Here is a 25,641-nt window from a genome sequence, read left to right on the forward strand (position 1 = left end):
CAGCCATGATGGCAGTACAGGCACAGGTCTCCCCGGTGATCACAGAGCGTCGCAACTCCATGATCGCCAAGACTTGTGCCTGCTCTGCTACCGAGATGGCGCCACCGCGCCTATCTGCGCGGCCTCTTAGCCGTGTTCTTCAGGTGCGCGCTGGGCACGGCCCCGTTGCCGAACCAGTCGAGTGCGAACTGCTGCACGGACAGGTACTCGCCGATGGACCACGCCGCGTAAGCGACCGGGGAAAGCCCGACCGCAAGACCAGCCATCGTGTACTGACGCTCGTGCCACACCTCGTCGGCCGTGTATACCTGCGACCCGATCCGGTAGGTGATCACGCCGTCGCGCTGCCGCACGGTCACGTCCGCGAGCGGCACTAGTTCGATGCGGGCCGGCAGGCCGAGACCGTCGCGCGCCGTGATCAGGCCGAAGCAGTTACCCGCACGGTCGAGATCGAACTGAGTGGAGTACAGCCACTCCATCATCCCGACCCGCTCGCCGCCGGGGTTAACCAGCACGGGGGGCTTGGGCACCTCCACCTTCATCTCACCGACCCGGCGGTACACATCCACCGGCATCGTCGACACCAGGTTGGCGCGCAGCCGCAGGCACGCCCACACCGCACTGTGGCGCAGCGCGGTCTCATCGGTCACAACCACCCCGCCCGCCCGTTGGGCTGGACGTGGGGGGATCAGCTCACCGGCCGTAGGACCCGCGACGCTGCGGCGCTTGAACAGGCTCATCCGCCATCACCCCTCGCCGACCACATCGAACCGGCAAGGATCACGGCGCCCGCGACCGAAAGCGCGAACCCTCCGATCCAAGGGGCCAGTCCCCACGCGGCTCCGGCCGCAAGGAGCAGCAGAGCGAGCGCGTCGAGCAGGGTCGTTACGACACTGCGCACGGCGCCTCCTCAGTAGATCGAATCGAGTACGTCGTAGTCCTCGCGCACCAGCGGCCCCCGGGTCAGCAGCGCCCACCGCGCCTGCACCGCAGCGACGAGCGGTGACACATCCGCCAGCGACTTGCGCCGGTCGAGGACCCACGCGTCACCCACCGGCCGGGTCATCGCCCCGTTCACCGCAGCGGTCAGCGGCGCCTGGTCGATGTGGCGGACGGTGCCCTGCGTCATGGCGTCGGCCATCTGCCCGGACGCCTCCACCATGTCGCCCGTGCGCATCACCACCAGGTGGCCCGGCGGCGGGTGCTCCTTCTCGTCACCCTCCGGCGCGCGGACGCCCGCGGCCACCAGGTCGTCGATCAGGGAGGACGAGGGGGAGCCGGTCGCCGAGATGGCCACGGCCACCGGGTCGTGCAGCTGCAGCAGCCGCACGACTGCGGGCACCACCCACGCCGTGCCGGCCCGCCGGTCGACGACCTCCAGGTGCACCCGCCCGTCGGCCCGCAGCCCAGCCATCGCGATCGTCGAGGTAGCCCGGTCCTGCGACACCTCGATCGCCAGGGCGAGCTCGGCGCCCGGCCGGGACTCCGCGTCGGCGAGCCCGGGCCACGCGGCCTTGGGCACGTTCGGGTCCGAGGGCGGCGCGGCCCTGCGCGTGCGGTTCAGGTAGGCCCGGTCGAACTCGCCGGGGTCGAGCTTGTCGAGCTCGCTGCGGATCACGGCCTCGGTGACCGTGTGGCCCAGAGCGGGCAGCGTCGCCGCCCACGTGGCCGGGTCGTCGCGCGGCATGTCGTCCGGGGCGAACCACTCGAAGTACGCCACGCTGGGCCGGCGCCCGGTCTCCCACATCTCTTCGACGAGGGCCCGCCCGGCGGCACGCTTCTTGTTCAGCCACACCGAGCGCTCGGTCCCGCCGGCGGACGCCCACCACAACTGGGCCATGGGCTTGGTCAGCATCGCGGGACTGAACGCCTGCTCCAGCCGATCGTCTTCAGCAGCGAAGGCCTCGTCGATGATGCCGAGATCCAACGGCGGTCCGTGCCCAGCCTTCTCCGTATTCGACGTGATGCCCAGCAGGCTGCGAGTGCTACCCCAGATGATGGCCTCGTTGCCCGTGGTCTTCCGCGGCCGGTACCTGCCGAACAACGACGACGCGTCCAAGGTCGCAAGGAACTCATCCTCCCAACGCTTCTTGGCCATCGTTCGGTTCTGCGCGGCATAGGTCACGTTCTGCCGTTCCCACGCCATGATCCGATGGACCATCACGGCGAGCATCTGCTGAGTCTTGCCTTGCTGGCGCGGGACGCTAAGCCCGACCTCGCGGTGCGCGAACACACCAGTCTCTGGGTCGATCTCCAGCCCCACGTCGAGGACGTACCGCTGCCACGGCATCGGCTCGAACCCGAGCCGGGACATGACCCTGGCTGCCTTGCCGCCGAGGGTAGGGAAGTCGGGGCGGCGAGGGGTACCCCAGTACGGAGCGCACTCCAGCCCGTACAACTCTCGCAGCTGGTCGCCGAATTCAGTCGGGGCTACCCAGATCTGCGAGGTCGTCATCTTCGTCCTCCGCTGGCCGCCCGTCGACGAGCTGCTTCAGCGTGGCCCGCAGCTCCTTGTTCAGCGCGGGCAGCAGGCGCCCGTCGTCGCCTCCACCCGCGTCCATGTCAGCCGCCAGGCGGTACGCCATTTCAGCGAGCGTCGGCTCGACACCGACCAGGCCGCCGATTGCGTCGATGTCCTCGCGGACGGCTGTCTCCACCGGGCCCATGGCGGCCTCCTCAAGATCACTAGTGAGGGTTTCGACCCTCACACGCAAAAATAAAAGCTGGGCGCGGGGCTGGGAAGATGATCTTCCCAAAAAATCGGGGCGGATCTGAGCGGAAATCTCGCATGATCTTGACGTTCTTGCTGGTCAGAGACCTAGAGATGGGCACGGTAAATCTGGCGTGGCATTTTATGTGTTGCGATGCTCTGACCTGCGGTTTTGTGCAGGTCGGGGCAAACGTGCAGGTCAGGGGCCCGCAAGTGGGGGCCTGTCGGGCTGCGCGGTGCGTGCAACGCTCTGACCTGCACGTTTGTCGGGAGTTGCGTAAACGTGCAGGTCAGAGCGTTGCAACTTGTCGCGCGAGTGCCCCGTTTCTGGGCGCCCGGGCATATGTGCACTCGGGCCCGAATCTGCACGCTTCTCGCGCGTGTTGCAGCGCTCTGACCTGCGCTTTTGTACAGTTGCCTGCAAAACCCCAGGTCAGGGGCCTGCCGGGCTGTCCGCGCTGAATGCCTGAATGCGCACCGCTCTGACCTGCGGTTTTGTCGAGAGATGCACATAAATGCAGGTCAGAGCGTTGCGGCTCCTGAAATCGGGGCCTGATTCATCCGCCCGCGTACCAATCCCGCGACGTCTTCAAGCCCTTGACCTGCGACGATGCGCCCTTCTCGCCGTTGCAGTTCCGGCCGCAGGTCGCACACCGGTTGACGCCGTGGGCGGGCATCCAGTTGTCCTGGTCGTCGGGGTCGGCGCCGGCGGAGACGGGCTGGACGTGGTCGACGACGTCGGCGCCGGGGTGGCCGCAGAGGTGGCAGACGTCGGACTCGGCGAGGAAGCGGGCGCGAGCCTTGCGGTACGCGTAGCCGGTGAGGTCGGCGCGCTTGGCCACGGCCTACTCCCTGTCGAGCGCTCGCTTGATGGTCTCTGCGAGGACCTCGCCAGCTCCTTCGAGCTGAACGGTGAAGGTGACAGGGCGCGCGAACGGGCCGTCGTGGGCGTGTGCCCGTCCGGTGTCGTGGGCCTCTTGGAGCGTGACGAAGCCGGTGTTGAGGCCGCATGGGCAGACGATGCAGGCCCTGCCGGTCTTCTCGGACCGGACCCATCCGTCTTCGGGCTCAAGGTCTCGGACCTCGGCAACGGCAACGATGTGGTGCTCCATGCTGCTCTCCTCGGCGGTTGGCGGGGTTGCCGCCCGGGGCCCTCGTCCCGGGCGGCTGCACCCCGCATCCACTCGCACCGAGTGGTCATGGGTGAGCCCGGCCGCGCGTAGGCGACGGCCGGGCTCGGGGGTGTGCTGGTTACTGGCGTCGGCGGAACAGGCAGATCAGTGCAGTCCGGTCGCCCGAGAGTGCCTTGCCTTCGGCGGCGGCCATATTGGTGAGGTGCCAGCCTTGGGCTTCGATGGCTTCGATCTGGTCGCCGACGCCAGTCATGAGCCCCGTGGCACGGTGGGCGGTGCTCGCCTCGATGATTTTGAAGGTGAGGATGTGGCGGCCCTGCTGGTACGCATCGGCTGCGGCCTTGGTGGCGACGTCGGCCTTGGCGTTGTTGATGAAGCCCATGGTGCCCCCTGGTGCGGTGGTGGAGCCGCATCGTTGCATCGGGGCGGTGGGGCTGTCTGGCGTGTGACGTACCCGTGACGCACGAAAGCCCCGCGCGTTGGCGGGGCTTCGGTGTTCAGGCACGCTGAACGTGCACCCACTGTTACACCTTGAACTATGTGTGGTCAAGCGGCCTGTTGGGCTTGGCGGGCTTGGAGTTCATGCAGGTCGACCAGCGTTCGGCCGGCCTTGTCGTGGCCGTGGTGGGTGAGGTGGCCGCGGTGGAGCCAGACGCGGATGGTGCCGGGTCGGATACCGGTGGCTGCGTGGGCGGCGTACAGGTCAACGGGGAGCGGTGCGGCCATGGCTCCAGTGTGGCTCAGAGGGGGAGTCCATAGGCGCGACAGTGGGCTTCGATGCGGGCGTGGATCTCATCGAGTCGTTCCCGCCCGCTGTCCTCGAGGCGCACGCTCATATCGTCCGCTTCCTCGTCGGTGTACTGGCCCGTGGCTACTTCCTCTTCGAGGGTCTCGCGGAGGGCGTCGTGAGCCTTGTTGGCCCGCCGGTACTCGTCCTTGAGCTCTTCGAGCCTGACCTTTTCCGGCGGGTCCTCGTCGGTTCCCAGCTCGTTCGTCACCGCGGCTCCTCCGGTTGGGGTGCCTGGATCGCACCACTCGCGATCCATCCTGAGTGATCACTGCCGGGTACGGAAGGCCGCATGTTCTCAGTGGGCGTGCGGCGGGTACCACCAGCCGCAGGTCGGGCAGTAGGTGTTGACGGTGGCGTTGCACAGCCTGTGGATGAGGGTGTGGATGTGGCGTCTCATGGGCTTGTCCTTGTGGTCTACGGCCCGCTCTACGGGCGGTCTACAGCCCCTTCCGGAGTGCGCTGACCTGCGTCTACATCTCCGGAAGGGGTGGGCGGGGTCTGGCAGGGGAGTAGAGGCTCAATGTCGGCGGCCTTGATGCCGGATCGGCCTGTGACGGCGCCGATGCGGATCTGGGCGATGGGGATCCCGCAGTGGGTGAGGAGCGCGCGGATTCGGGTGTCGTCAAGGTGCTGGCCGGCGGGGTGGGCTTGGAGGGTGTCGTACAGCTCGCGGAGGTGGATGCCGGGCCGGTCTCCGATCAGATCGAGGAGCGCCTCGAGGAAGTCGGCCCGCAGCTCCGCTGGGTCGGGCGGGACGGGGCGGCCGGCGCACCAGGCTGCGATGGTCAGGGTGGCGGCGGCCGCGGGCCCGGCGAGGGGCAGCTGCGGCAGGGCCTGACCGGCGACGCCGAGAGCGTAGGCGGCCGCCCCGTACCGAAGGGCGAGGCTCCCGAAGGTGTCGCCGGCCAGGCGGCGGCCGAGGTCTCGGGCGAGCTCTCGGCCACCGTCGCTGAGTTGCTGAGCGTGGTCGGCCCGTCGGTGGAACCAGCACAGGCAGTCAGGCCCGGGTGCCTCACGGAGCGAAGCGAGTTCGTCGGTGAGGTCGAGAGTGTCGTCCTCGGGCCCGATCACCTCAGGCGTTGCCGACGAACGTGGCGAGCATGCCGCCGACGCTTCCGAAGAGGCCGCCGACGAGCGCACCGACCTGTGTCCCGGAGAGCGACAGGCCGAGGCCGAGGCAGACGAACCCGGGGAGCAGGTGGAGCTTCTTGGTGTCCTTGCCGTGCTTGTGCATCTGCCAGGCCCAGAGGGCGAGGACGATGACGAGGAGGACGGAGATGGGTACGGATCCGCCCTGGCCCACGGGTGCGTTGGGGGCGGCCATGGTGTGGGCGCTGGCGGTGTCGATGGCTGCGAGCAGGCTGGTCTTCACGTGTGGTCCTTCAGTACGAGAGGGCGACGATGGCGACGATGCCAGCGAGGGCGCCGAGGGTGGCGTGGAAGAGGAGCCGGTGAGCGCGGCTCCCGGACGGCAGGAGTCGGAGGAGGGCAAGGGCAGCGGGGATGGTGAGGAGTCCCCAGTAGCCGAGCCCGTGGTAAGTGATCATGAATATTCACCTTGGGGCGCGTAGGTGGGCGGGGTGGCTCAGGCCTGGCTCAGCCGGTGGCGCACGGGTAGTAGTCGGCGAAGGCGTCGGCCTGCTCCGCGAGCTGATCTGCGGCCGCGCGGAGTGCGCCACACCAGCGGCGGGCGGTCTCCTCGTCGGTGAGGGTGTGCGCCGGCCGGGCTTCGGCCACGGCCTGAACTGCGGCGCATGCCTGGCTCACTGCCGTCTCGGCTTGCGTCGCCTGGTGCGCCAGGCGCTGAGCCAGCGGAGCGCGTGGATCACCCAGCTGGCTCAGGTCGCGCGCCACGGTGTCCTTGGAGATGCCGAGCTGGGTCGCGATCTGCCGGTTCGATGCGCCGGTCTGCGCCAGCTGGCGCACGGTGGTGCGCCGGGTGGCTACTTCCGTGGGGCTGGTCACCATGCACCCCCCGCGCGGAGCACGGCCAGGCGGTCGGCGAACTCGACGAGCAGGGCCGCCCGCTGGACGAGACCCGCGGCGAACGCCCGCAGGCCGTCCGGGTCGAGCGTGAGGCCGGGCGCGGTGAGCTCGACGTAGACGCTCGCCGGAACGGGCGTGGTGCCGTAGGGGTACTCGACGAGCTCGGCGTCTATGTCGACCAGGCCGTCGGGGACGGGGACGGGCGCCGCGTGGTGGAGGTCGGCCCGGTACTCGGCCGGGCCTTCGCGGTGGCCGGCGCACCAGGCCGGTTCGGGCAGGGTGACGTCGCCGTGGTCGAGGGTCGGCACCGTCACGGTGCGGGCCCCGGTCACCGTGCGCCCTCGGCGTCCAGCGCAGCAACGAGGCCGCGCAGGGCGTAGTCGAGGCCGGCGGCGGCCCTCACCATGTCGTTGTGGTCGTGGATGTCCGCGGAGGCGGTCCGGGCGAGAGCGTCGCGGGCGGCCCCCAGGGCGATGTCGACCGGCGGCGTCCAGCTCCGGCTGTCGCGCTCGGGGTCGTGGAGCGGTTCGCTGACGGCGGTGGTCATGCGGTCACCCCCCGGGCGGCGAGGCGCAGCTGGGCGGCGTACTCGTCGCGGGTGGTGCCGGGGCGGACCTCGGGGGCCCAGCCGAGGATCTGCCGTTCGGCCTCGTCGACCAGCGCGGCGTCATCGCCGAAGCGGGCGACGGCGAACTGTCGGGCGAGGAGCAGGCGGGAGGCTTCCCACATGACGTGGGCGGGGCGGGCCCGGGCCAGGTAGTTGGCGATGGCGACGAGGAGTTCGCGGCAGGCCTCGGTGGGCGCGTCGATGATCTCGTTCATCGGGCACCACCGGCGGAGGTGGCGCGGACGCGGCGCAGGGCCTCGTCGGGGTTCGGGTCGCTGTCGCCGGGGTGGTGGGGCGGGGGCGCACTGGGGTGCGTGGGCATGGCAAGATCCATGACTAGCCGACTCCTTGTTGTGATCAAGGGGTACGCCCGGCATGCCGGGCTTCGGTCAGGCCCTCGTTCGGTGTTAGTAGCACCGGCGAGGGCCGCATTCAGTTGTGAGTCAGACGCTCATGGGCCGGTGGTCTACCGGCTGCGGCGAGCCAGTCGCCTGCGCTTCACGTTCTGAGCGTGCCGCGCGTGGAGCACCTGGATGAACCATGCGTTGGCCTTGTAGCGAGAGGCGCGCTCGTCGTAACGCTGACCGCTGTCGACGTGGCGCATCAGGGTGTTGCACTTGGAGCAGAGCAGCCCGCGAACCGCGAACGGGCCGTACTCGCCTGCGTGGTCGATGTAGAGCTTGCCGCGAGCCGCATCGGTCGCAGGGGTGCGGCAGATTTGACAACTACCGCCAGCGTTATGCCACAGCTCGTCAAAGTCCTCGCACGTCAGCCGGTAGTTGTTGTGCTGGCATGTCTGGTGATGCACGGCGCTCCCTCCTCACGTTTCCGCTGGACTGGGTGGCTAGCCACCACATTACGCACAGCCGTGGACGGGTGGCAATACACCGTGCGAAGATTCCGGTATGCCCTCCGTCCACAAGAACCCCGCCAAGACGTTCCGGCCTGACCCCGAGCTGTACGAGCGAGCCAAGGCGGCCGTGGCCGAGGTGGGCTCGGACATGAACGGGCACCTGGTCGGCTTCCTGCGCTGGCTTACCCACGAGACCGACCAGCTCCCCGACCGCCCGGCGAAGTAGCGGCCCGACTGTCACGAGGCGATCGCCTGCTGCTCGTCGTGCTCTATCCAGGCCTTCAGCCCGGGCCAGGTCGCCGGGGGGTACGTGCACCCGCACCAGTCGCACGCCACTGCTTTCGTGTCCGGGTAGCGGCGCAGGATGGCTCCGCAGATCACCCCGCTGCTGTCCACGGCCGGGCACGCCCCGAGACGCGTACCCCGGTCGTCGCGGTCGCCGGGATCCACGATCGAGCTGATGTCACGGCCGAGGCTCCGGATCTCCTCGGCGAACAGGCCGGCGTCCGGCCAGGACACGGCGATCCACGGCATGTGGCCGACCAGCTCGCGCACCGCGGCGGAGAGACGGGTCGGCACCGCCCCGACCGGGACGGCCGGTTGCATGCGGCGGGCGGCCCGGACTGCGGCGACCCAGTCCTCGGCCACGCCGACGATTCCGCCGGGGCCGCGCAGGGTGAGCACGATCTCGGACACCGGCAGCGGCGCTGACACTGCGGCTGCCCGGCGGGTGGTGGTGCCGCCGTTCCCCGGAGTTAGGAACGGCAGCAGGTCGTCGTACAGGCCTGGCAGGGCGTGCAGCCGGCCGACGGTGGACTTGGTGCAGGCTGGGCAGAGATAGCTGCCGGTGTCGTCGTGCTGTTCGCACAGCAGGCAGGCGGTCACGGGACGTTCCGGGCGGCGAGCGCGAGGTACCAGTCGCCGGTGGCGGCGAACTTGCGGACCTGGGCGAGCGACTGCTCGGCGGCGCGTTGGTCACGGCGGGCGTCCACATAGAAGCCCACTAGGTAGACGAACACCGTGACCATGACGCCGGCGTTGACGCCGGTGACCAGCCAGGTGAGTTCCGAGGTCGTCACGGCAGGTCCCTTCGGCCGCCAGCGTCGAGCAGCTGCTGAACGCGGTCGGCGAAGTCGTTCTCGCCGACGGTGCGGGCCCCGTCTCGAAGCCGCTCCATGCCCGCGCGGTCGATGGCGAAGTCGGGCCGCCCAAAGGCGTCGGTCGTCGGTCGGGTCTCGACGCCGAGGGCGGCGGTGATGGACTTGAAGAGGGCGGCGTTGAAGGGCGGTGAGGAGGTCACTGCTGGCTCCCGTCGGTCCAGGCGGTCGTGGTCCATCGGCTAGAAGGGGGGCTCGTCGGAGTACCCGGCGGCCGCCGACGGCGCCGGGCTGGCCGAGGGCTGGGTACCCCAGCCGTCGGCTTGCGGGGCGGGAGCGGGCCGCTGTGGGGCCACCGGGGCGCCGGAGGACTGACCGGGCGGGTTCTTGGTGACGGTGGCGCTCGCGCGGAGGAGAGACGGGCCGACTTCCTCGACGTCAATCTCGTACAAGGTCCGCTTCACCTGCTCGCGGTCCTCGTAGGAGCGCTGCTTGAGACGGCCCTGGACGATGACGCGCATGCCGCGGGCGAGGGTGGCTGCGGCGTTCTCGGCGGCCTGGCGCCAGACGGAGCAGGTAAGGAAGAGGCCTTCGCCGTCCTCCCACTGGTTGGTGGTCTTGTTGAAGATGCGCGGGGTGGAGGCGACGCGGAACTTGCAGACCGCGGCGCCGGCCGGGGTGAAGCGGAGCTCGGGGTCGTCGACGAGGTTGCCGACGATCGTGATGATGGTCTCGCCTGCCATGCGGGATTCCTTCGTTCGGGCTGAGCGGGTCTTGCGGGACCGGGCTGGGGTCAGGCCGCCAAGGCCGAGTGGTTGTCCAGGAGGGTGCTGACTCTGCGGGCGGCCTGCAGGTCCGACACGTCTCCGGCTGTGGCGCCGGGTGGAACCTGCAGGCGGTTGTAGCGGCACCAGCCGCGTTGCCTGGTGCTCGGCGGTGCGGATCTCCAGGCTGCGGTGCGCTGGAAGAACGACGGGGGCGCGAGCTTGCGCGCGTGCGCCTCGGTCCAGCGCATCGCCACGTCCAGGGTTGCGTCCGGGTCCTGCTGCGGGGCCTTCACCCCCTCGGCGGCCGTCCATCGGCGGATGCGGAACAGGCCCGGCTGGGACCCGCGGACCAGGAACAGGAACAGGTCGTCCTTCAGCGGGACGAACCAGGTGCCGCGGCCGGTCTGCAGCCAGCGGATGGGCGAGCTGTGGAACAGGTCGACGTCCTCCCACTGCACGCCGCCCAGGGCGGCCGTCGCGGCCTCCTCGGCGGCGTCCACTGCCTCGGTGAGGTACTGGTCCTCCTCCGCCGCGGGGACCTCCCTGCCGGTGAGGTCGACGATCGACGCGAGCTTGTGGCGGGTGGAGGCACCCATCACGTCGAGGAGCAGGGCGTCCTTCTTGCCGTCCCACAGCCGGAGCGCACGGCCAGCCATCTGGCAGTACAGGCCAGCCGACTTGGTCGGGCGGGCGATGACCGCGCAGGACGTCCACGGTGCATCGAAGCCCTCGGTGAGCACCATGCAGTTGGTGAGCACCTGGACCTCGCCGCTCTTGTACCAGCCGAGGGCGGTCTGGCGGGCCTCTCGGCTCATGTCGCCCCAGATCGTGGTGGCCGCGATACCGATGTCGTTCAGGGCGTCGGCCATCGACTGGGCGGTGGCGACCGTGGGCGTGAAGACGACGCCCTGCCGGTCGGCGGCGAACTGCCGGTAGGCGTCGGCGACGACGTCGGCGGCGCCGGAGTCCTCGAGTGCCTGGGCGAGTTGGCTGTCCTGGAGGTCGCCGGCGCGGGTCTTGACCTTGTCGAGGTTGAGGCCGTCGACGACGACGCGCTTGCCGCGGACGTTGACGAGGTAGCCGTCTCGGATCATGTCGAGGATGTCGAGGGTGAAGACGACGTCCTGCCAGACGTCGGAGAGTCCGCCGTCGGTGCGGGTCATGGTGGCGGTGAAGCCAGCCGTGGGTATGCCGCGCCAGGCGCCGAAGTGTTCGAGGACCGTCATGTAGGTCTTGGCTGCGGCGTGGTGGCATTCGTCGACGACGATCATTCCGATGTCGCGGATGGCGTTGCGGCGCCGCTTGACGGCGAGGGTCTGGATGCTGGCGACGATGACGTCGGCGTCGTGGTGCTCGTCGCGCTCGGCCTTGACGATGCCGACTCGCAGCTGTGGCGCGACGGCGCGGATCTTGTCGGCGGCCTGCTGGATCAGTTCTTCGCGGTGCGCGATGACCAGCGTGCGGCCGGAGCGGGCCGTCTGGGTGGTGAGGATCAGGTTGGCGAAGACGACGGTCTTGCCTGCGCCGGTGGGGAGGACCACCGCGAGCCGGTTGTTCGGGCCCTGCCAGCCGGCGGCGAGGGCCTGGATGGCTGCGGTCTGGTAGGGGCGGGGGGCGAAGCTGCCGTTCATGGCGACCACCTCGTCATCGGGTGCAGGGGCTTTGCAGGGACTGCAGGGACCCGCAGGAAGGTGTGCAGGAACCGGTGGAGCGCATCAGGTGCTCTCTGACCTCGGTTTTTGCAGGAACGCAGGGACTTGCAGGGAGAAAGCCATATGCCTGCATGTCGGGGAGTTCGTCGAAGGCCGTCACGCATGTGTTGTGATGCGTGTTGCGTGATGTGAATGTGTGGCGCGCGCTATAGGGGAGGTAGGGGCCTGTCCCGGCAGCTCCCTGCGTCCCTGCAAGTCCCCAGGTCGGGACCTGTGCAGGGACCCGCCCAGGTCCCTGCAAAGGTCCCTGCCAGGTCCCTGCAGTTCCTGCTGGGGTCGCCTCGGCGGTCACTGCAGGGCCTGCTGAGTCGCGCGCCCGTGGATGTCGACGCGGTACGTGTTCTGGCAGCGGTGGGAGTCGTAGATCAGCTTGATCTTGCGGTCTCCGAAGTACCTGCCGTCCCGGGCCTTCAGCCAGTTACCCAGGACTTTCGCCGTGGGTGCCTCGCCGGTCTTGGCGTACCGGGGGACATACTCGGACAGGCTGGTGAGGGCAATCCCGGCCGTGACCACGTTGTCGTCGAGCTTTTCGCTCCACGCGATTAGGAACGCCGCCCACTCCTGGGTCTCGTCATCCTGCTGGATCGCGTCATCGCGGTCGCTCATCCATCCCGGTACGTCGAGGTAGCCGAGGAGGCCGGCGACGATCGTGGCCCACTCCGAGTAGTCGCCCTTGCGGGTGCGGATCGTTGGGGCGCCAGCGGCGACCCAGGAGCGGACCATGGTGACGAGTGCGGCAACGACGGTGGAGGCATTGGCCCGGAGCCACGGCCGGAGGTCGCCGACGCGGAAGCCGTCGCGCTGGTCCGGGTCGGGGCAGTTGGGATCGAGGCGTACCCACATGGCTCGGCGTCCGTTGTCGCCGCCGGTCCGCAGCCCGTTGCCCGTGACGATCCACAGCCGGTTGTTCGGCATGGTGACGGAGGCGGTGGAGCCGAGGACGCGGTCGCCCCAGTGCTCGGCGGTCAGGAGACTGGACAGGACGGGGGACTTGATGATGTGGCCGTTCGGCAGGTTGTCGAGGACAACGACCGGCTGGCCGGTGGTGTACAGCTGCGTGGTGATGCTCTTCCGCAGCTCGGTGTCGTTCTCCGGCCACGCGGTCTCGCTGATGCCGAAGCAGGCTTTGAAAATGTCCTTCAAGAGGCTCTTGCCGCTGCCGGGGGCGGTGGCGGAGACGATGAACATCGGGGTCGGTCCGTGGAAGTACGGGCGCAGGATCGGGGTCAGCAGGGCGCCGATGAAGTGCGCCCGGTCGGACGGCTGGGCCCAGGGGAAGTCGGCCAGCATCTGACCGAAGATGATCTCCTTGGCCTTTTCGAGGCTGGCGTCGGAGACGTGCGGCTGGAGCCGGCGCAGCGGGACCCGCGGTTGGAGGTACAGCCCGGTGGCCGGGTCGTAGCCGGGGGCCTGGAGCAGGGTTCCGTCGAGACGGATGACGGGGGACGTGACGATCCCTCGGAGCGGCGGGAGCGGCCAGTCCTTCCGGCCAAGGACGGTGCCGCAGGTCTTCGGCATGAGGAGCTCGCGGACTTCCTTGGTGCCGGCGGTCAGCGGGTCGGTGACGACCTGGTAGGTGGTGACGTGGTCGGCGAGGTAGGCGCGCAGGTTGTCGTTTCCCAACTGCTGCGTGAGCGGATTGCCGTTGTCGTCCTGATGGACCCAGCACGGGCCGCCCGAACGCTTGTACAGGTCAGGGAGGCGATCGCTGGCCATGATGGCGAGGAGGCCGTCGACGGCGTCCGCCTCGTTGGTGATGTCCAGCTCGGGCCGCGCGGGGTGTACGACGTGGAGTTCGGGCCCAGCCTCGAAGTCGGGCTCCGGCTCCTCTGCTGCAGCCGGGGCCAGCGCTGAGGACCCGTTGTTGAGCGAGGCCCCACCTTGCTGCGGTACGGAACTCAGCCGGCGCCGCGGTGCCTCCGAGCCGTACCCTCGCCGCCGCAGCTCGGCGGCGGCCTGCTTGAAGTTGTCGCTGCTGGTGCTGCCGTAGTTGAGCAGCGTGTACGCCGCGAACTTGTCGTAAGGGACCTCAACCTCGAAGGCGGTGGAGGTGCTGAAGACGTACAGCCGGTCCCGGTCGGCGGCGTGCCCGGTGGTCGCGGAGATGCCCTTCGTCTTGCCCTTGCGCCGCCAGTAGGTGGTGTTGCCGCGGGTGGTGACGGGGTCGAACTCGTCGCCGATGATCTCGGTCCAGTCGACCTTGTTCTCGAAGTCCTCGCCGGGGCGGACGGTGCCTGCGGGGAGCTCGCGGCGTGGCCGCGGCGCGGTCTTCGCCTTCTCCTCGCGGGGCAGGCTGTCGGCCATCCGGCAGACGTCGTGGATGGCTGAGAGGGTGTCCGCGTCAAGGGTAGGGATGGTGGCGGGCCCGCCGGCCAGCCGTAGGTACGGGCGGCCGGAGGCGTGGACGGTGCCGCAGGAGGGTTCGACGAGGCCGTAGCCGCCTTCACCGCGGGTCTCGATCTGCACCTGAATGATCTTGATGTTCGGCTTCTCCGCAAGCCTCTGCCGATCCTCGGCGGTGTACTCGTCCTCCCGGGCGAGGCGAGACGCGAGCTTGGCGTTGGGCGGCACAGGCGCACCCTCGACGCGGACGCGGTAGTGGCGGCCGCCGGACGGCGACTCGGAGGCCCAGCCGTTCAGCAGACTGTTCCACTCCTCGCCCAGGCCGGAGGCCTGCATGATCTCGGTGACCTCGTCGAGGACGCCTTCGGCGATGGCATGGCCCTCGAACTCGAGCAGCTCGATGTTGCCGGAGACGGCGCCGTAGACGACGGCGATGCCGCGCGGCCGCCGTCCGTTGAACCATTCGTCGTGTTCGGCGGGGGTGCTGCGGTTCACCTTGTAGGGGGTCCAGCTGCGGACGTCCGGGGCCTTGCTTCCGTCGGCCTTGATCGGGAGGAGACACAGGCCGGCGTCGTGCATCTCGCGGGCGTAAGCCCGGAGGTCTGGGGTCTGTGTGTCGCTCACGAACGGGGCTCCTGGGGGATGCAGCGGGCGTGGTGGTCGGTGCGGATGGTGGCGTTGAAGGCGATGACGTCTGCCTCTCCGAAGACGGGGCCTTCGGTGGTGCGGCAGAGGAGGCACTCGTAGCGGGCTCGGATGCCGACCATGTCGATGAAGAGGCCGCCGGTGAGGGCCCGGGCCGGCTGGCCGGGAGCGGTGCTCCCGGCCAGCGCGGTGTCGGTGGCGGCGGTCACGCCGCCTCCTGGCGATCGACCTGCTGGAAGATGCCGCGCAGTCGGATGCGCTGCATGTTGGTGAGGGGCGGGGCGGTGTCGACGATGGCGTCGATGCGCGCCCAGTAGGCGGCGTTGCGCTCGGGGTCCGGGTGCCGGACCGGCCGGCCGAGGAGGGTGGCCTCGGCCGACACGGTGGCGTGCTGGACGGTCACCGCTCGGCCTCGGCCAGGTTGATCAGCGCCTCGATGCTGTCGAGGTGGGCGCGGAGCTCGGTGACCTTGCCGTGGGCCTCGGCGGGGGTGAGGTCGAGGTCGAGGAGCCCGACCTTGACGCCGCCGCCCCACTCGATCAGGCCGGCCGGTAGCACCTCGCGGCCGTAGGCGTCCGGGCAGGTGGCCCAGATGCTGTGGCCCGTGTGGTCGTGGTGCTCGCCTGTCTCCGCGCACCAGCTGTATGCGGCGCAGGGGGTCGCGGTCTGTTCGTCCTTCGTGCGCTGGAGAGCAGTGAGGACGAAGTCGTATACGGCGTCCGGGTCACCGCTCTGCATGACCATGTCTCCGACTCGGCCGAGGACTTCCGCGACGGCCGGCTCGACCGTTCCCATGGCCTTCGTGATGTTGGCCATGGCGCGGATGGCCTTTGGACTGAGGCCCTGGTCGGTGATGGTGCTGCTCATGCGCTGGCCTCCGTCTTGGGCGCGCGGGCCTGGCCCATGACGCGGTGCAGGTGGCGAAGGCCGTCGACGAACTCGCCGAGCTCGTTGATGACCTTGCCGAGCTCGTCGGAGTGGAAGGCGAGCCCGTCGGCCTTCCCCGCGGCCATGAAGACCTGGGCGCGGCCGTCGATGAAGTTCTCGTCGCTGCCGAGCTCGGCCCAAAGCTGGATGGTCTCGGCGCCGTCGGTTACGTCGGCCTCGTACCGCGGACCGTGGTGTTCGGTGAGTACTTCGCCGTCGTCGAAGCGTTCCGGCGTGCAAGCGCTGGTCACGCACCAAGGGTGGTGGCCGGGCTGGACGGTGGGGGTGGCCAGCGCTTCTGCGGCTTCGCGGGCGGCGGTCAGGGGGGTGCCGGTGACGATGTGGTCGATGACGCGGTCGAGGCAGTCGAAGAAGGGGCGGACGCCGTGTCCGTCCTGCTCCTTCACACTGGCCGTGGCGGCCTGGTAGACCTGGCCAGCGGCCACGGCCTGTACCGCTTCGTCGATGACGGCCTGGTCGATGCCGCCGGCGGCGAGGGTCCGCCGGACGGTGGCCAGAATCGGCCCGCCCAGCTGACCGGGCTCCACCTTGGTGGCTTGTGGCTGGTCTGCGATGATGGTCATTGAGGTGCTCGCTCTCTCTGCTGCTAGGCGGTCTGAGTGAGGTGCTCGCTCGAAGCCGTTGGGGCTGGACCCCCGACGGCTTCGCCGTTTTTATCCCCCATTGCGGCAGTCGCTTTGGCGATGAGCTCCGCATCGAAGCGGCGGATCTCCGCTTCCGGGTAGAGGTAGCGCCGTCCGACTCGTGTCCCTCGCGGGCCGAAGCCGATGTGACGCCAGTAGCGGACGGTGCCGGCGACGGTGCGATACCGCTCCGCGACGTCGTCCGTAGTGAAGAACCGTTCGAGCGGCTGCGTCCGGGCAGCGCTTTCCATGGCAATCCCTTCTGGATTGGTCGGTGATCCGACATGCATCAGTAGAGCAGCGGTGGACAGCGTGAGTCAATCCGGTCTAGCCTCTGATTCATGATGAATAGCGTTGGGAGGCGTTGACGTGGCTGCTAAGCGCCAGAGGGGCCCAGGCCAGCTCGCTGGCGAGGCCAACGTCGCGGCTCATGTCCAACTGGAGCGGGAGCTGCGAGGCTGGAGTACGGCGGAGCTAGCTCGGCAGGTGACTGCTGCGGGCTGTCCGCTGAGTCAGTCCGCTGTCTGGCGCATTGAGAACGGGGAACCGCCGCGCAAGATCTCCGTTGATGAGTTGGTGGCGTTTGCCAAGGTCTTCGGGAAGCCGATCGAACAGCTCTTGGAGCCGGTCGACGAGGGGGTGGTCGATCCGTTGATCAGGTTGTTTTTGCGTGAATGGATCGTCGCCAAGAAGGCCGAGATGGATGCAGGCAACGATCTGTTCTCGAAGCTGCAGACGGTGCTCTCCGCCTACTGGGACAACCCCGCGGCGCTCCAACGGCTGGAGGATGATCTCTCTTCCCTAGTGGCGGAGCGGCGAGTTTCGTGGATGCATGAGTTTTTGATGGAGGACTTCCGGGCCGGCATGGCGGAAGCGAAAAAGCTGGGGCGTCCGCAGTTCGGTCCAAACGCGAGAGAGATCATCATCGGGTATCGGGCGCTGGGTAAAACGGACGTGGAGATCCTGGATGAGGCAGCTCGATGGGGGATGGTCGACGAAGTCACCTTCGCTCTCGACTCAGGGAAGGTGCGAATGGGTGTAGGTGGGCAGCTGTATTCGGTGCCGCTCGCGGAGCTGTTCGTGGACGACGGGGTGATCGTCTGGCCTAGCGGGCCTCGACCGGAAGCGCTGCTGATCGGTGACTAGTGGTTCCATTTTGCGAACGCTAGGGCGCCTTCTGGGAACAGCTTGGCGGGGGGTTGCTTGTTCGTCAAGCGCCAACTAACGTTTCCAACATGGAATCAACGCCCAAGGTTGGCGATGTAGGTAAGCGCGTAGCCAAGGAAGTGGCTCGGCTCCGAGGCCGCGTCCCCGTCCGGGAGTTCTCGACTCGGCTCGCCGCGTTGGGTCGCCCGATCCTGCCCTCTGGCATCACGAAGATCGAACAAGGGCAGCGGCGCATCGACGTCGATGACCTTGTGGCTCTGGCTGTCGCGCTGGAGGTCACGCCGACTCGACTTCTCCTCGGCCCCCCGCCCCCGGACATCGACTGCGAGAAGCCCGAGCTCGACGAGCTCTGCGAAATCGGAGAGCTCGGTGTCGCCTATCTCCGCCTCTTGCCTAATCTGGCCATGGAGGTGTGGGACGCCTGGACATGGGCCGTTGGTGAATGTCCGCTGGGCGAGTGGTGGAAAGTGCTCGAAGGGGAACCCGGGGAGATCGTTGAATCCCCGCCGGGGTTGCAGGCGCGATTCAAGGCGGAGAACTCGCTGCCGCCCATTCGAATGCACATCGGTCAGGCTGAGGATGTGCAGGAGGCTATCCGCGATATCGGTAATGTCGTCCAGGGTGCGCTTGATCAGGGGCTCACCGATGATCAGATCGAGCAGATTGTGAGACGCGCTACGGTGAAGTGGCGGTCCGATAGGGACGTCACCCGGGAGAACGAGGAGAAATATCGGAGAGGCTAGGAGCCAGGCTTCCGAAGCCAGTCAAATTGGACGGCGTCGTAGTCGAAGCGACTGCCGTCGGGCATGGGGCCGAGACGCGGCGGCGTCAGCGTCACCGTGACGAGCTCGCGGAGTACTACCCGCTTCTCCTCCAGCGGCAACGCGTGCCAGGCCTTGCCCACGTCCTTCGCTCCGACGAGCTTCACCAGCGGGTCTTTCACGGCGGCCCGGGCCATCTGCTGCTGGACCCCCTCCAACTGGGCACGCGCGACGTCCGAGCCCTCGGTGAACTGCGCCATCTCGATCCGCCCGGCGCCGAACATGCCGGCGAGGTCCTTGAGGCGCCGGCTGATCTGCTCACTCTCCACCTGCAGGGCAGCGACATTCACATTGGACGGTCCGGGCAGCAGCAGATCCGCAGCGTCTGGGCGTGACAGTCGGGCGATGACCGTGTCCTGGACGTACTCGTCGACCTTCGCGGCCTGGCGGCCGCCACCGTGTGCGGTCTTGCAGCGGTAGCTCGGGTATCGGCGACCCCCGGACTGGGTGACGTACACCGTGTGCGTGCACTCGCCGCGGCCGCACCGGTACAGCAGGGATCCAAGCCACTTGGGCTGAGCGCCGGGCGTGGTCCGCCGGTTCGGGTCCATGAGGACGGCCACGACGGCCCTGTGCTTCTCCTCGGGGATGATTGCGGCCCAGTTCCCCGGGCCGATCTCTGCGCCCTTGTAGACGGCGATGCCGGCGTTCCTCGCGCGCATCAGCATGTCCCGGGCCTCGACGTGCCCGACTGGGTTCCCTCGGCTGGTGGTCAGCCCCTTGTCGGCCAGCCATCGGCACCAGGCTTTGATCGACCCGCCCGACAGGATCATGTCGATGCCGACCTCGATGGCGGCGGCCTCCTCGGGGACGAGCTGCTCCATGTCGAGCACGGGCACCTCGGTCTCCTCGCCCGTCCTCTTGTTGACCTTCTTGCGAGTGTCGCCCGTGGGCACACCCCACCCGAATGGCCTGATGCCCCCGCCCCATTCGCCAGCCCTGGCCTTCTGTAGGCGAACCCTGGCTACTCGCTCTCCCTTGTGCTCTGACTCGTGCCGGGCTACCGCTCCGTGGATGCGGGCAGTCATCCGTCCCGACGAGGTCGACAGGTCGAGGTCACCAGCCTGCACGGTGTGGGTGTCGACCCCGCGCCGCTGGCTGATCTCGATGTACTCCTCCAGCTCGGTGGGGGAGCGGTGCAGCCGATCGGTGTGCCAGGAGATCACGACCGTTGCGATGCCCTGCTCGAGGTCGTCGAGCATGCGCCGATAGTCGGGCCGGCGCTTGCCCGAGAAGGCGGATACGTCGTTGTCGACGTAGACCTCCATGACTTCCCAGCCGTGACGCTCGGCTAGGGCCCGGCAGTCCTCGAGCTGGCGGTCGACGCCGAGGTGCGCGCCCGTTCGGTCCTGGGAGATGCGGACGTAGATCACGCTGCGGCGAATGCGCTGCGTGACATCGGAGTTCGTAGGCCTCATTGCCCAAGTCTGGCACCACGGAGGCGTCTTAGTCCTGACCACATTGCTCAGCGCCCTGCTGGGACTGGTCGGTCCCGGGGAGCGGATCGTGCTCGCGGAGGACTCGGCCGAGCTGCGCCCCGACCATCCGCACGTGGTGCGACTGGAGACCCGGCCGGCCAACCAGGAGGGCGCGGGTCTGGTCACCCTCGCCGACCTGGTTCGCCAGGCGCTGCGGATGAGGCCGGACCGCCTCGTCGTCGGCGAGGTCCGGGGCGCCGAGGTCGCGGACCTGCTGGCCGCCCTCAACACGGGCCACGAAGGCGGGTGCGGCACGGTTCATGCGAATGCCGCCGCTCACGTCCCGGCCCGGCTGGAGGCCCTCGGGACGGCCGCCGGGCTCGACCGGGCCGCCCTGCACAGCCAGCTGGCGGCGGCCCTGACCCTGGTGATCCACCTCGTACGGGACCGGGACGGCCGGCGCCGGGTCGCCGAGGTGCACGTCCTGGAGCGGGATCCCGCCGGGCTGGTGGTCACCGTGCCGGCCCTGCGCTGGGCCGCGCGGGGATTCGTACGGGACCGGGGCTGGGAGCGGCTGAGGCCGCTGCTCGGAGGTGCCCGGTGAGCGCCGCGGCGGTGGTGCCGCTGCCGGTGTTCGCCGGGGTGCTGTGCGCCGGGGCGGCCGCCTGGGCGCTGGCCGGGGCCGACCGGGTGTCCCGGCGGGCCAGGACGGTGCTGGCCGGGGCGGGGTCACCGGTGCCGACCGGGCCGGCGGCCTGGGAGCGGCTGGTGGCCGGAGTCCGGGTCCGGGCCGCGCACCGCCGGGAGTGGGCCTGCCTCGTGGCCGGGCTGGCGTTCGCACTGCTGGGCGGGTCGGTGATCCCGCTCCTCGCGGGGGCTGCCGCGGTGCCCCTGGTGCGCCGGTGGCTGCGGTCCAAGGAGCGGACGCGGGCCCGGACGGCGCGGGCCGCCGAAGTCGTGGCGCTGTGCGGCGCGGTGGTGGGCGAGCTGCGCGCCGGTGCGCAGCCCGGCCGGGCGCTGACCGAGGCGATGCGCCGGACGGTGTCGGGCCCCGGCGGGCCGGGAGCCGCGGAGGCGGGGGTCCTGGCGGCGGCGGCCTTCGGCGGGGACGTGCCGGGGGCGCTGCGGCAGGCGGCGCGGGAGCCCGGCGCGGAAGGGCTGGCGGCGATGGCTGCCTGCTGGCGGGTCTCGGTGGACGGCGGCGCGGGCCTGGCCGCCGGACTGGACCGGCTGGAGGGGGCCCTGCGGGCCGAGCGGGACCGGGAGGAATCACTGCGCGCCCAGCTGACGGGGGCGAGATCGACGACGGCGGTCCTCGCCCTGCTCCCGGGGGTCGGCCTGCTGATCGGTACCGGGCTGGGGGCCGATCCGCTCCGGGTGCTCCTGCACACGCCGGTGGGGTGGGGCTGCCTGCTGGCGGGCGCGGTGCTGGAGGCGCTGGGGCTGCTGTGGTGCCGGCGGATCGTACGGGTGGGGGAGCGGTGATGGACGGCTCCGCTATCCACAGGCTGGGGATGGCCCTGTGCCTCGCGGCGGGGGCGCTGTGCGCGGCGTCGGCGGTGGCGGCGCGGATCCGGGAGCGGGCGGCCCGGCGCCGGCTCGTGCGCCTGCTCGCGGTGGAGGCCGAGCGGCGGCGACCGCTGCCCGGGCCCCGGGTGCGCGCGGCCGTGGCGGTGTGGGCCGGGCCGGCCGGAGCGCTGGCGGCGGCCTGGGTGCTGATCGGCGGCGTCCCGGGCGTGCTGGCCGGCTGCGCGGCGGGCTTCGCCGTCCGCAAGTGGCTCGCCCGGCGGCGGCCGGCGGCCGGGGCGGACCTGGGGGAGGCCGAGCGTCAGCTCCCGTTCGCCGCCGACCTGTTGGCCGCCTGTCTGGCGGCCGGAGCCGGGCCGGTGGACGCCGCCGAGGCGGTGGGGGAGTCGCTGGGCGGCCCGGTGGGCGAGCGGCTGGCGATGGCCGGGGCGGAGCTGCGGCTCGGCGGAGAACCGGGGGCGGCGTGGGGGAGGTTGGCGGAGATACCGGGAGCCGGCGCGCTGGCCGAATGCCTGGAGCGCTCCGCGCGTACGGGGGCGCCCGCCGCGGAACCGGTCTCCCGGCTCGCGACGAGACTCCGGGCGGACCGCGTGCGCGGGGCCGAGGCCCGGGCGCAGCGGGCGGCGGTCCTCGTCACCGCTCCGGTCGGCCTCTGCTTCCTCCCCGCCTTCCTCGCGCTGGGGGTGGCGCCGGTGGTGATCGGAATGGCCTCCGGTCTCCTCTCCGGCACGTGAATGGCCGCCTGATGGCCGCCTGATGCCGGCGTGGATGCCCCACCTGAATGGCCATCCGAATGGCCACCTGAAATGACCATCTGAGATCACGTCAAAAAGCTGAATCAACAGGAGGTTGTCATGTCGATCATCTGGCTTCGCGTACGAGCGGTACTGAGGGGCCGCGGGGGCGACGAGGGAATGTCCACATCCGAATACGCCATGGGCACTATCGCGGCCTGTGCATTCGCGGCCGTTCTGTACAAGGTGGTGACGAGTGAAGTGGTCTCGACGGCTCTCCAGTCGACCATCGGGAAGGCACTCGATGCGCCGTTCTGACCGGGGGTATGTCACCGCGGAGGCGGCCTTGGTGATTCCGGCGCTGGTGCTGTTCGCGGCGCTGCTGGTCTGGGCGCTGATGGCGGCCGCTGCGCAGATCCGGTGTGTCGACGCCGCTCGGGCCGGCGCCCGGGCGGCGGCCCGGTCGGAGCCGGCCGGCGCGGTGGTGGCGGCAGCCGAGGCCGCCGCCCCGCCCGGGGCGCGGGTGGAGCTCTCGCGAACGGGCGACCTGTGGCGGGTCCGCGTCTCGGCCCCCGCACCGGGCCCGGCGGCCCTGCCGGTCCGCCTCACCGCTCTGGCGGCCGCCTTGGCCGAGGACACCGTGGGGCCGCCGCCGTGACCGGGGCGCGTTCGGACGGGCGCGATCGGGGATCGGCCACGGTGTGGGGGGTCGTGGTGGCGACCGTACTGGTGGCGGTGTTCGGCGGGGTGCTCCTGCTCGGGCAGGCGGTGGTCTCCCGGCACCGTGCCGCGGCGGCCGCCGACCTGGCCGCCCTCGCGGCGGCGGCGAGCTGGTCCCACGGCCCGGAGGCGGCCTGTGCCACGGCGGTACGGGTGGCGGTGGCACAGGGCGCGCTGATCACCGAGTGCGTGGTGACGGGTGAGGTCGCGGAGGTCACGGCCCGCGCGCCGGCGGGCCCCTTCGGACCGAAGCTGCGCTCCCGCGCGGGCCCGCCGCTGCCCGGGGAGCCCAGGTGAGGGGGCCGCCGCACGGCCGGGTCCCCCGGATCCGCTGCCGCGCGGGCCGCGGGTGACCAGGCGGCCCGTCCGGGCGGGGCCGGGAAGCGGGGTGTGATGCGAGTCGGCTGCTGCGGCCCGGGTGCCTACAGGGGCGAAATCAAGCCAATCGGTGGCGAGCCCGCGGACCTGGATTCCGTCCCGGCGGCCGAGCAGGGCCCGGTTGCCCGGTCCGGGCGGTCGGGAGGTGCTCAGGGGGCTGCCGGTGGGGCGGGCGGCGGCGGGGATTCCGAGAGGAGGTGGGTGAGGAGGCGGATGGCGCCGCGTTTGTGCAGGGGGTCGTTGCCGTTGCCGCACTTGGGCGACTGGATGCAGGAGGGGCAGCCGGCCTCGCACTCGCAGGCGGCGATCGCGTCACGGGTCGCGGTGAGCCAGGCGCGGGCCGTGTGGAAGGCGCGCTCGGCGAAGCCGGCGCCGCCCGGGTGGCCGTCGTAGACGAAGACCGTCGGGAGGAGGGTGTCGGGATGCAGCGGGACGGAGACCCCGCCGATGTCCCAGCGGTCGCAGGTGGCGAAGAGCGGGAGCAGGCCGATGGAGGCGTGCTCGGCGGCGTGCAGGGCGCCGCCGAGGATCTCCGGATTGATCCGCGCCTCGTCGAGCTGGTCCTCGGTGACCGTCCACCACACGGCCCGGGTGCGCAGGGTGCGGGGCGGCAGGTCCAGTTTGGCCTCGCCGAGGACCTCGCCGGTGATCAGTTTGCGGCGCAGGTAGGAGACGACCTGGTGGGTGACCTCCACGGAGCCGAAGCAGAGCCTGCCCCGGCCCCAGGCGATCTCCGTCTCGGTCTCCAGGACGGAGATGGCGGTCGTATCGCGCGCCGTGGTGGAGAACGGCGGGTTGGCCTCCTCGACCAGGGCGACCGAGTCCTCCAGGTCCAGGTGCTTCACGAGGTACGTACGGCCCTGGTGGAGGTGGACGGCCCCGTCGTGGACGGCGGAGTGGGAGGCCTCCTCGTCGACCGTGCCCAGCAGCCGGCCCGTGGACGCCTCGACGATCTGGACCGGGCGGCCGCCGCCGCCCCGGATGTCGGTGAGGTCCGAGGCCCGTTCCCGGCGGGTCCAGTGCCAGGCCGTGGCCCGGCGGCGCAGCAGTTTCGCCGCCTCGAGCTGCGGGAGCAGCTCGCGCGCCGCGGGGCCGAACAGCTCGAGGTCCGGCTCCGTCAGCGGCAGCTCGGCCGCCGCCGCGCACAGGTGTGGGGCCAGGACGTACGGATTGTCGGGGTCCAGGACCGTGGCCTCCACCGGCTGCTGGAAGAGGGCCTCGGGGTGGTGGACCAGGTAGGTGTCCAGCGGGTCGTCGCGGGCGACCAGGATGGCCAGCGCGCCCTGGCCCGAGCGCCCGGCCCGCCCGGCCTGCTGCCACAGGGAGGCGCGGGTGCCCGGGTAGCCGGTGATCAGGACGGCGTCGAGGCCGGAGACGTCCACGCCCAGTTCCAGGGCGGTCGTCGCGGCCAGTCCGAGCAGGTCGCCGGAGTGCAGGGCCCGCTCCAGGGCACGGCGCTCCTCGGGCAGGTAGCCGCCGCGGTAGGCCGCGACCCGCCGGGGCAGTGAGCGGTCGACGGCGGCCAGCCGCTCCTGGGCGATCACCGCGATCAGCTCCGCGCCGCGCCGGGAGCGGACGAAGGCGACCGTACGGACGCCCTGGACGACCAGGTCGGTGAGGAGATCGGCGGTTTCGGCGGTGGCCGTACGGCGTACGGGTGCGCCCCGCTCGCCCTTGAGGTCGGTCAGGGGCGGTTCCCACAGGGCGAAGACGACCTCGCCGCGCGGGGAGGCGTCGTCGGCGACCTCCACCACCGGCAGGCCCGTCAGCCGGGACGCCGCGGTCGCCGGGTCGCTCGCGGTGGCGGAGGCCAGCAGGAAGACGGGATCGGAGCCGTAGCGGGCGCACAGCCGGCGCAGCCGCCGCAGGACCTGGGCCACGTGGGAGCCGAAGACGCCCCGGTAGGTGTGGCACTCGTCGATGACGACGTAGCGCAGGGCCCGCAGGAAGGAGGCCCAGCGCGGGTGGGCCGGGAGGATCCCGCGGTGCAGCATGTCGGGGTTGGTGAGGACGTAGTTGGCGTACTGGCGTACCCATTCCCGCTCCTCGAACGGGGTGTCGCCGTCGTACACGGCGGGCCGGACGGCGTTGCCGAGGGGGCCGGCCAGCTCCCGTACGGCGCGGCGCTGGTCGGCGGCCAGGGCCTTGGTCGGGGCCAGGTACAGGGCGGTCGTGCCGCGCCCGTTGGGGGCCTCGGCCCCGTTGGCGAGGGCGGAGAGCACGGGTGCGAGGTAGGCCAGCGATTTGCCCGAGGCCGTGCCCGTGGCGACGACCACGGACTCCCCGTCGAGGGCGTGCTCGGCGACCCTGGCCTGGTGCTCCCACGGATGGTCGATCCCGGCTGCCGCAATCGCGGCCACGACATCAGTTCGGATGCGATCGGGCCAGACCGCATGACGACCCTCCCGAGGGGGCAAGTGCTCCGTATGGGTGATGCGCGCAGCTCGGGAAGACCCCCGTGACAGCCGGTCCAGGACCGTGCCGGGGGTGGGTCTGACGTCCTCGGGTGCCGTGGGCGGACCGGGACGGTGAGTGTTGGCCATTGGAACCGAGTGTGTCACCGGCGTGCGGGACAATGGACCGAAGGCGTCGTGCGCGCCTGCCGGTAAGTGATTGAATGCCATCGCGGCAGCCAATCCCTCTCCTACCTCCGGGTAGGGAG

Annotated in this window: 38 protein-coding genes and 2 pseudogenes; 9 read left to right on the forward strand and 31 right to left on the reverse strand. The window is 70.4% G+C overall.

All coding sequences use genetic code 11. From position 1 onward, the window contains the following. Positions 1-110 precede the first annotated feature (110 nt). The 18 genes from OTB20_RS11905 to OTB20_RS11990 form a co-directional block, all read right to left on the reverse strand. Positions 111-740 (reverse strand): phage portal protein, encoded by a 630-nt coding sequence (locus tag OTB20_RS11905; protein WP_267817145.1) that lies wholly within the window; start codon positions 738-740, stop codon positions 111-113. After that, positions 737-901 carry a hypothetical protein gene (locus OTB20_RS11910; RefSeq protein WP_267817147.1) on the reverse strand — a complete coding sequence of 55 codons (165 nt, stop codon included), beginning with the start codon at positions 899-901 and terminating at the stop codon, positions 737-739. Before OTB20_RS11910 ends, OTB20_RS11905 begins: the two co-directional genes overlap by 4 nt. Positions 902-910: 9 nt before the next feature. Beyond that, positions 911-2,455 carry a terminase gene (locus tag OTB20_RS11915; protein WP_267817149.1) on the reverse strand — a complete coding sequence of 515 codons (1,545 nt, stop codon included), beginning with the start codon at positions 2,453-2,455 and terminating at the stop codon, positions 911-913. Next, positions 2,421-2,666 carry a hypothetical protein gene (locus tag OTB20_RS11920; protein ID WP_267817151.1) on the reverse strand — a complete coding sequence of 82 codons (246 nt, stop codon included), beginning with the start codon at positions 2,664-2,666 and terminating at the stop codon, positions 2,421-2,423. Before OTB20_RS11920 ends, OTB20_RS11915 begins: the two co-directional genes overlap by 35 nt. 601 nt (positions 2,667-3,267) lie before the next feature. Beyond that, on the reverse strand, positions 3,268-3,552 hold the full coding sequence (locus OTB20_RS11925; protein ID WP_267817153.1) for an HNH endonuclease: 285 nt from the start codon (positions 3,550-3,552) through the stop codon (positions 3,268-3,270). 3 nt (positions 3,553-3,555) lie between these two features. After that, positions 3,556-3,822 (reverse strand): hypothetical protein, encoded by a 267-nt coding sequence (locus OTB20_RS11930; protein WP_267817155.1) that lies wholly within the window; start codon positions 3,820-3,822, stop codon positions 3,556-3,558. A 139-nt stretch (positions 3,823-3,961) separates the two neighbouring features. After that, complete coding sequence (locus tag OTB20_RS11935) at positions 3,962-4,225, reverse strand: hypothetical protein (RefSeq protein ID WP_267817156.1); 264 nt, start codon at positions 4,223-4,225, stop codon at positions 3,962-3,964. A 164-nt stretch (positions 4,226-4,389) separates the two neighbouring features. Next, positions 4,390-4,569: a hypothetical protein gene (locus OTB20_RS11940; protein ID WP_267817157.1), complete on the reverse strand. Its 180-nt coding sequence runs from the start codon at positions 4,567-4,569 to the stop codon at positions 4,390-4,392. Positions 4,570-4,583: 14 nt separating this feature from the next. After that, complete coding sequence (locus OTB20_RS11945) at positions 4,584-4,841, reverse strand: hypothetical protein (protein WP_267817158.1); 258 nt, start codon at positions 4,839-4,841, stop codon at positions 4,584-4,586. Between the two features lie 218 nt (positions 4,842-5,059). Continuing rightward, on the reverse strand, positions 5,060-5,704 hold the full coding sequence (locus tag OTB20_RS11950) for a hypothetical protein (protein ID WP_267817160.1): 645 nt from the start codon (positions 5,702-5,704) through the stop codon (positions 5,060-5,062). Position 5,705: 1 nt separating this feature from the next. Beyond that, positions 5,706-6,005: a hypothetical protein gene (locus OTB20_RS11955; RefSeq protein ID WP_267817162.1), complete on the reverse strand. Its 300-nt coding sequence runs from the start codon at positions 6,003-6,005 to the stop codon at positions 5,706-5,708. Between the two features lie 10 nt (positions 6,006-6,015). After that, the gene (locus OTB20_RS11960; RefSeq protein ID WP_267817164.1) at positions 6,016-6,180 is read right to left on the reverse strand and encodes a hypothetical protein; all 165 of its coding nucleotides are present in this window, start codon (positions 6,178-6,180) and stop codon (positions 6,016-6,018) included. Positions 6,181-6,229: 49 nt separating this feature from the next. After that, positions 6,230-6,601 (reverse strand): helix-turn-helix domain-containing protein, encoded by a 372-nt coding sequence (locus tag OTB20_RS11965; protein WP_267817166.1) that lies wholly within the window; start codon positions 6,599-6,601, stop codon positions 6,230-6,232. Beyond that, positions 6,595-6,951 carry a DUF6907 domain-containing protein gene (locus tag OTB20_RS11970; protein WP_267817168.1) on the reverse strand — a complete coding sequence of 119 codons (357 nt, stop codon included), beginning with the start codon at positions 6,949-6,951 and terminating at the stop codon, positions 6,595-6,597. The genes OTB20_RS11965 and OTB20_RS11970 overlap by 7 nt, the downstream gene beginning before the upstream one ends. Further along, positions 6,948-7,166, reverse strand: coding sequence for a hypothetical protein (locus tag OTB20_RS11975; protein ID WP_267817169.1), 219 nt, complete (start codon positions 7,164-7,166; stop codon positions 6,948-6,950). Before OTB20_RS11975 ends, OTB20_RS11970 begins: the two co-directional genes overlap by 4 nt. Next, positions 7,163-7,441, reverse strand: coding sequence for a hypothetical protein (locus tag OTB20_RS11980; protein ID WP_267817171.1), 279 nt, complete (start codon positions 7,439-7,441; stop codon positions 7,163-7,165). Before OTB20_RS11980 ends, OTB20_RS11975 begins: the two co-directional genes overlap by 4 nt. After that, entirely contained in the window at positions 7,438-7,560 is a 123-nt protein-coding gene (locus tag OTB20_RS11985) for a hypothetical protein (RefSeq protein WP_267817172.1), read from the reverse strand. Before OTB20_RS11985 ends, OTB20_RS11980 begins: the two co-directional genes overlap by 4 nt. A gap of 132 nt (positions 7,561-7,692) precedes the next feature. Beyond that, entirely contained in the window at positions 7,693-8,034 is a 342-nt protein-coding gene (locus OTB20_RS11990) for an endonuclease domain-containing protein (RefSeq protein WP_267817174.1), read from the reverse strand. 97 nt (positions 8,035-8,131) lie between these two features. Here OTB20_RS11990 and OTB20_RS11995 point away from each other — a divergent pair, with 97 nt between their 5' ends. Further along, positions 8,132-8,305 carry a hypothetical protein gene (locus OTB20_RS11995; protein WP_267817176.1) on the forward strand — a complete coding sequence of 58 codons (174 nt, stop codon included), beginning with the start codon at positions 8,132-8,134 and terminating at the stop codon, positions 8,303-8,305. An 11-nt stretch (positions 8,306-8,316) separates the two neighbouring features. On the opposite strand, the gene OTB20_RS12000 is transcribed toward OTB20_RS11995, so the two are convergent. The 11 genes and pseudogenes from OTB20_RS12000 to OTB20_RS12050 form a co-directional block, all read right to left on the reverse strand. Beyond that, positions 8,317-8,964 carry a hypothetical protein gene (locus tag OTB20_RS12000; protein WP_267817178.1) on the reverse strand — a complete coding sequence of 216 codons (648 nt, stop codon included), beginning with the start codon at positions 8,962-8,964 and terminating at the stop codon, positions 8,317-8,319. After that, positions 8,961-9,158, reverse strand: a complete 198-nt coding sequence (locus OTB20_RS12005; RefSeq protein WP_267817180.1) for a hypothetical protein — start codon at positions 9,156-9,158, stop codon at positions 8,961-8,963. Before OTB20_RS12005 ends, OTB20_RS12000 begins: the two co-directional genes overlap by 4 nt. Next, entirely contained in the window at positions 9,155-9,379 is a 225-nt protein-coding gene (locus OTB20_RS12010) for a hypothetical protein (RefSeq protein WP_267817182.1), read from the reverse strand. Before OTB20_RS12010 ends, OTB20_RS12005 begins: the two co-directional genes overlap by 4 nt. Positions 9,380-9,418: 39 nt before the next feature. Further along, a complete protein-coding gene (locus OTB20_RS12015; protein ID WP_267817184.1) occupies positions 9,419-9,919 on the reverse strand; it encodes a single-stranded DNA-binding protein in 501 nt (166 codons plus the stop codon). A 50-nt stretch (positions 9,920-9,969) separates the two neighbouring features. Continuing rightward, complete coding sequence (locus OTB20_RS12020) at positions 9,970-11,574, reverse strand: DEAD/DEAH box helicase (protein ID WP_267817186.1); 1,605 nt, start codon at positions 11,572-11,574, stop codon at positions 9,970-9,972. 369 nt (positions 11,575-11,943) lie between these two features. Then, on the reverse strand, positions 11,944-14,622 hold the full coding sequence (locus OTB20_RS12025) for a bifunctional DNA primase/polymerase (RefSeq protein WP_267817188.1): 2,679 nt from the start codon (positions 14,620-14,622) through the stop codon (positions 11,944-11,946). Beyond that, on the reverse strand, positions 14,619-14,852 hold the full coding sequence (locus OTB20_RS12030) for a hypothetical protein (protein ID WP_267817190.1): 234 nt from the start codon (positions 14,850-14,852) through the stop codon (positions 14,619-14,621). Before OTB20_RS12030 ends, OTB20_RS12025 begins: the two co-directional genes overlap by 4 nt. Next, positions 14,849-15,046 carry a hypothetical protein gene (locus OTB20_RS12035; protein WP_267817191.1) on the reverse strand — a complete coding sequence of 66 codons (198 nt, stop codon included), beginning with the start codon at positions 15,044-15,046 and terminating at the stop codon, positions 14,849-14,851. The genes OTB20_RS12030 and OTB20_RS12035 overlap by 4 nt, the downstream gene beginning before the upstream one ends. Further along, on the reverse strand, positions 15,043-15,510 hold the full coding sequence (locus tag OTB20_RS12040) for a hypothetical protein (protein WP_267817192.1): 468 nt from the start codon (positions 15,508-15,510) through the stop codon (positions 15,043-15,045). Before OTB20_RS12040 ends, OTB20_RS12035 begins: the two co-directional genes overlap by 4 nt. Beyond that, positions 15,507-16,154 (reverse strand): DUF6907 domain-containing protein, encoded by a 648-nt coding sequence (locus OTB20_RS12045; RefSeq protein WP_267817194.1) that lies wholly within the window; start codon positions 16,152-16,154, stop codon positions 15,507-15,509. Before OTB20_RS12045 ends, OTB20_RS12040 begins: the two co-directional genes overlap by 4 nt. Positions 16,155-16,273: 119 nt before the next feature. Further along, positions 16,274-16,465 (reverse strand): annotated as a pseudogene (locus OTB20_RS12050) (helix-turn-helix domain-containing protein); the annotation flags it as partial. A gap of 118 nt (positions 16,466-16,583) precedes the next feature. On the opposite strand from OTB20_RS12050, the gene OTB20_RS12055 reads away from it, so the two are divergent. Both OTB20_RS12055 and OTB20_RS12060 read left to right on the forward strand, forming a co-directional pair. Further along, positions 16,584-17,360 carry a helix-turn-helix domain-containing protein gene (locus OTB20_RS12055; protein WP_267817196.1) on the forward strand — a complete coding sequence of 259 codons (777 nt, stop codon included), beginning with the start codon at positions 16,584-16,586 and terminating at the stop codon, positions 17,358-17,360. A gap of 89 nt (positions 17,361-17,449) precedes the next feature. Further along, positions 17,450-18,124, forward strand: coding sequence for a helix-turn-helix domain-containing protein (locus OTB20_RS12060; protein ID WP_267817197.1), 675 nt, complete (start codon positions 17,450-17,452; stop codon positions 18,122-18,124). Here the strand turns inward: OTB20_RS12060 and OTB20_RS12065 are convergent. Further along, positions 18,121-19,620 (reverse strand): recombinase family protein, encoded by a 1,500-nt coding sequence (locus tag OTB20_RS12065; RefSeq protein WP_267817199.1) that lies wholly within the window; start codon positions 19,618-19,620, stop codon positions 18,121-18,123. The genes OTB20_RS12060 and OTB20_RS12065 overlap by 4 nt on opposite strands. 37 nt (positions 19,621-19,657) lie before the next feature. Here OTB20_RS12065 and OTB20_RS12070 point away from each other — a divergent pair. The 6 genes and pseudogenes from OTB20_RS12070 to OTB20_RS12095 form a co-directional block, all read left to right on the forward strand. Next, positions 19,658-20,224 (forward strand): annotated as a pseudogene (locus OTB20_RS12070) (ATPase, T2SS/T4P/T4SS family); the annotation flags it as partial. Further along, positions 20,221-21,105: a type II secretion system F family protein gene (locus OTB20_RS12075; protein WP_267817201.1), complete on the forward strand. Its 885-nt coding sequence runs from the start codon at positions 20,221-20,223 to the stop codon at positions 21,103-21,105. The pseudogene OTB20_RS12070 and the gene OTB20_RS12075, both read left to right, overlap by 4 nt. After that, positions 21,105-21,881 (forward strand): type II secretion system F family protein, encoded by a 777-nt coding sequence (locus tag OTB20_RS12080; RefSeq protein WP_267817203.1) that lies wholly within the window; start codon positions 21,105-21,107, stop codon positions 21,879-21,881. Before OTB20_RS12075 ends, OTB20_RS12080 begins: the two co-directional genes overlap by 1 nt. Before the next feature lie 120 nt (positions 21,882-22,001). Then, positions 22,002-22,199, forward strand: coding sequence for a DUF4244 domain-containing protein (locus OTB20_RS12085; protein WP_267751846.1), 198 nt, complete (start codon positions 22,002-22,004; stop codon positions 22,197-22,199). Beyond that, complete coding sequence (locus tag OTB20_RS12090) at positions 22,186-22,539, forward strand: TadE family type IV pilus minor pilin (protein ID WP_267817205.1); 354 nt, start codon at positions 22,186-22,188, stop codon at positions 22,537-22,539. The genes OTB20_RS12085 and OTB20_RS12090 overlap by 14 nt, the downstream gene beginning before the upstream one ends. Positions 22,540-22,592: 53 nt before the next feature. Further along, positions 22,593-22,898 carry an Rv3654c family TadE-like protein gene (locus tag OTB20_RS12095; protein WP_420716377.1) on the forward strand — a complete coding sequence of 102 codons (306 nt, stop codon included), beginning with the start codon at positions 22,593-22,595 and terminating at the stop codon, positions 22,896-22,898. Positions 22,899-23,128: 230 nt separating this feature from the next. Here the strand turns inward: OTB20_RS12095 and OTB20_RS12100 are convergent, their stop codons facing one another. Next, positions 23,129-25,603 (reverse strand): DEAD/DEAH box helicase, encoded by a 2,475-nt coding sequence (locus tag OTB20_RS12100; protein WP_267817208.1) that lies wholly within the window; start codon positions 25,601-25,603, stop codon positions 23,129-23,131. Positions 25,604-25,641 lie beyond the last annotated feature (38 nt).

Source organism: Streptomyces sp. H27-H1 (genome assembly GCF_026627445.1).
In the GTDB taxonomy this organism is placed as follows: Bacteria; Actinomycetota; Actinomycetes; order Streptomycetales; family Streptomycetaceae; genus Streptomyces.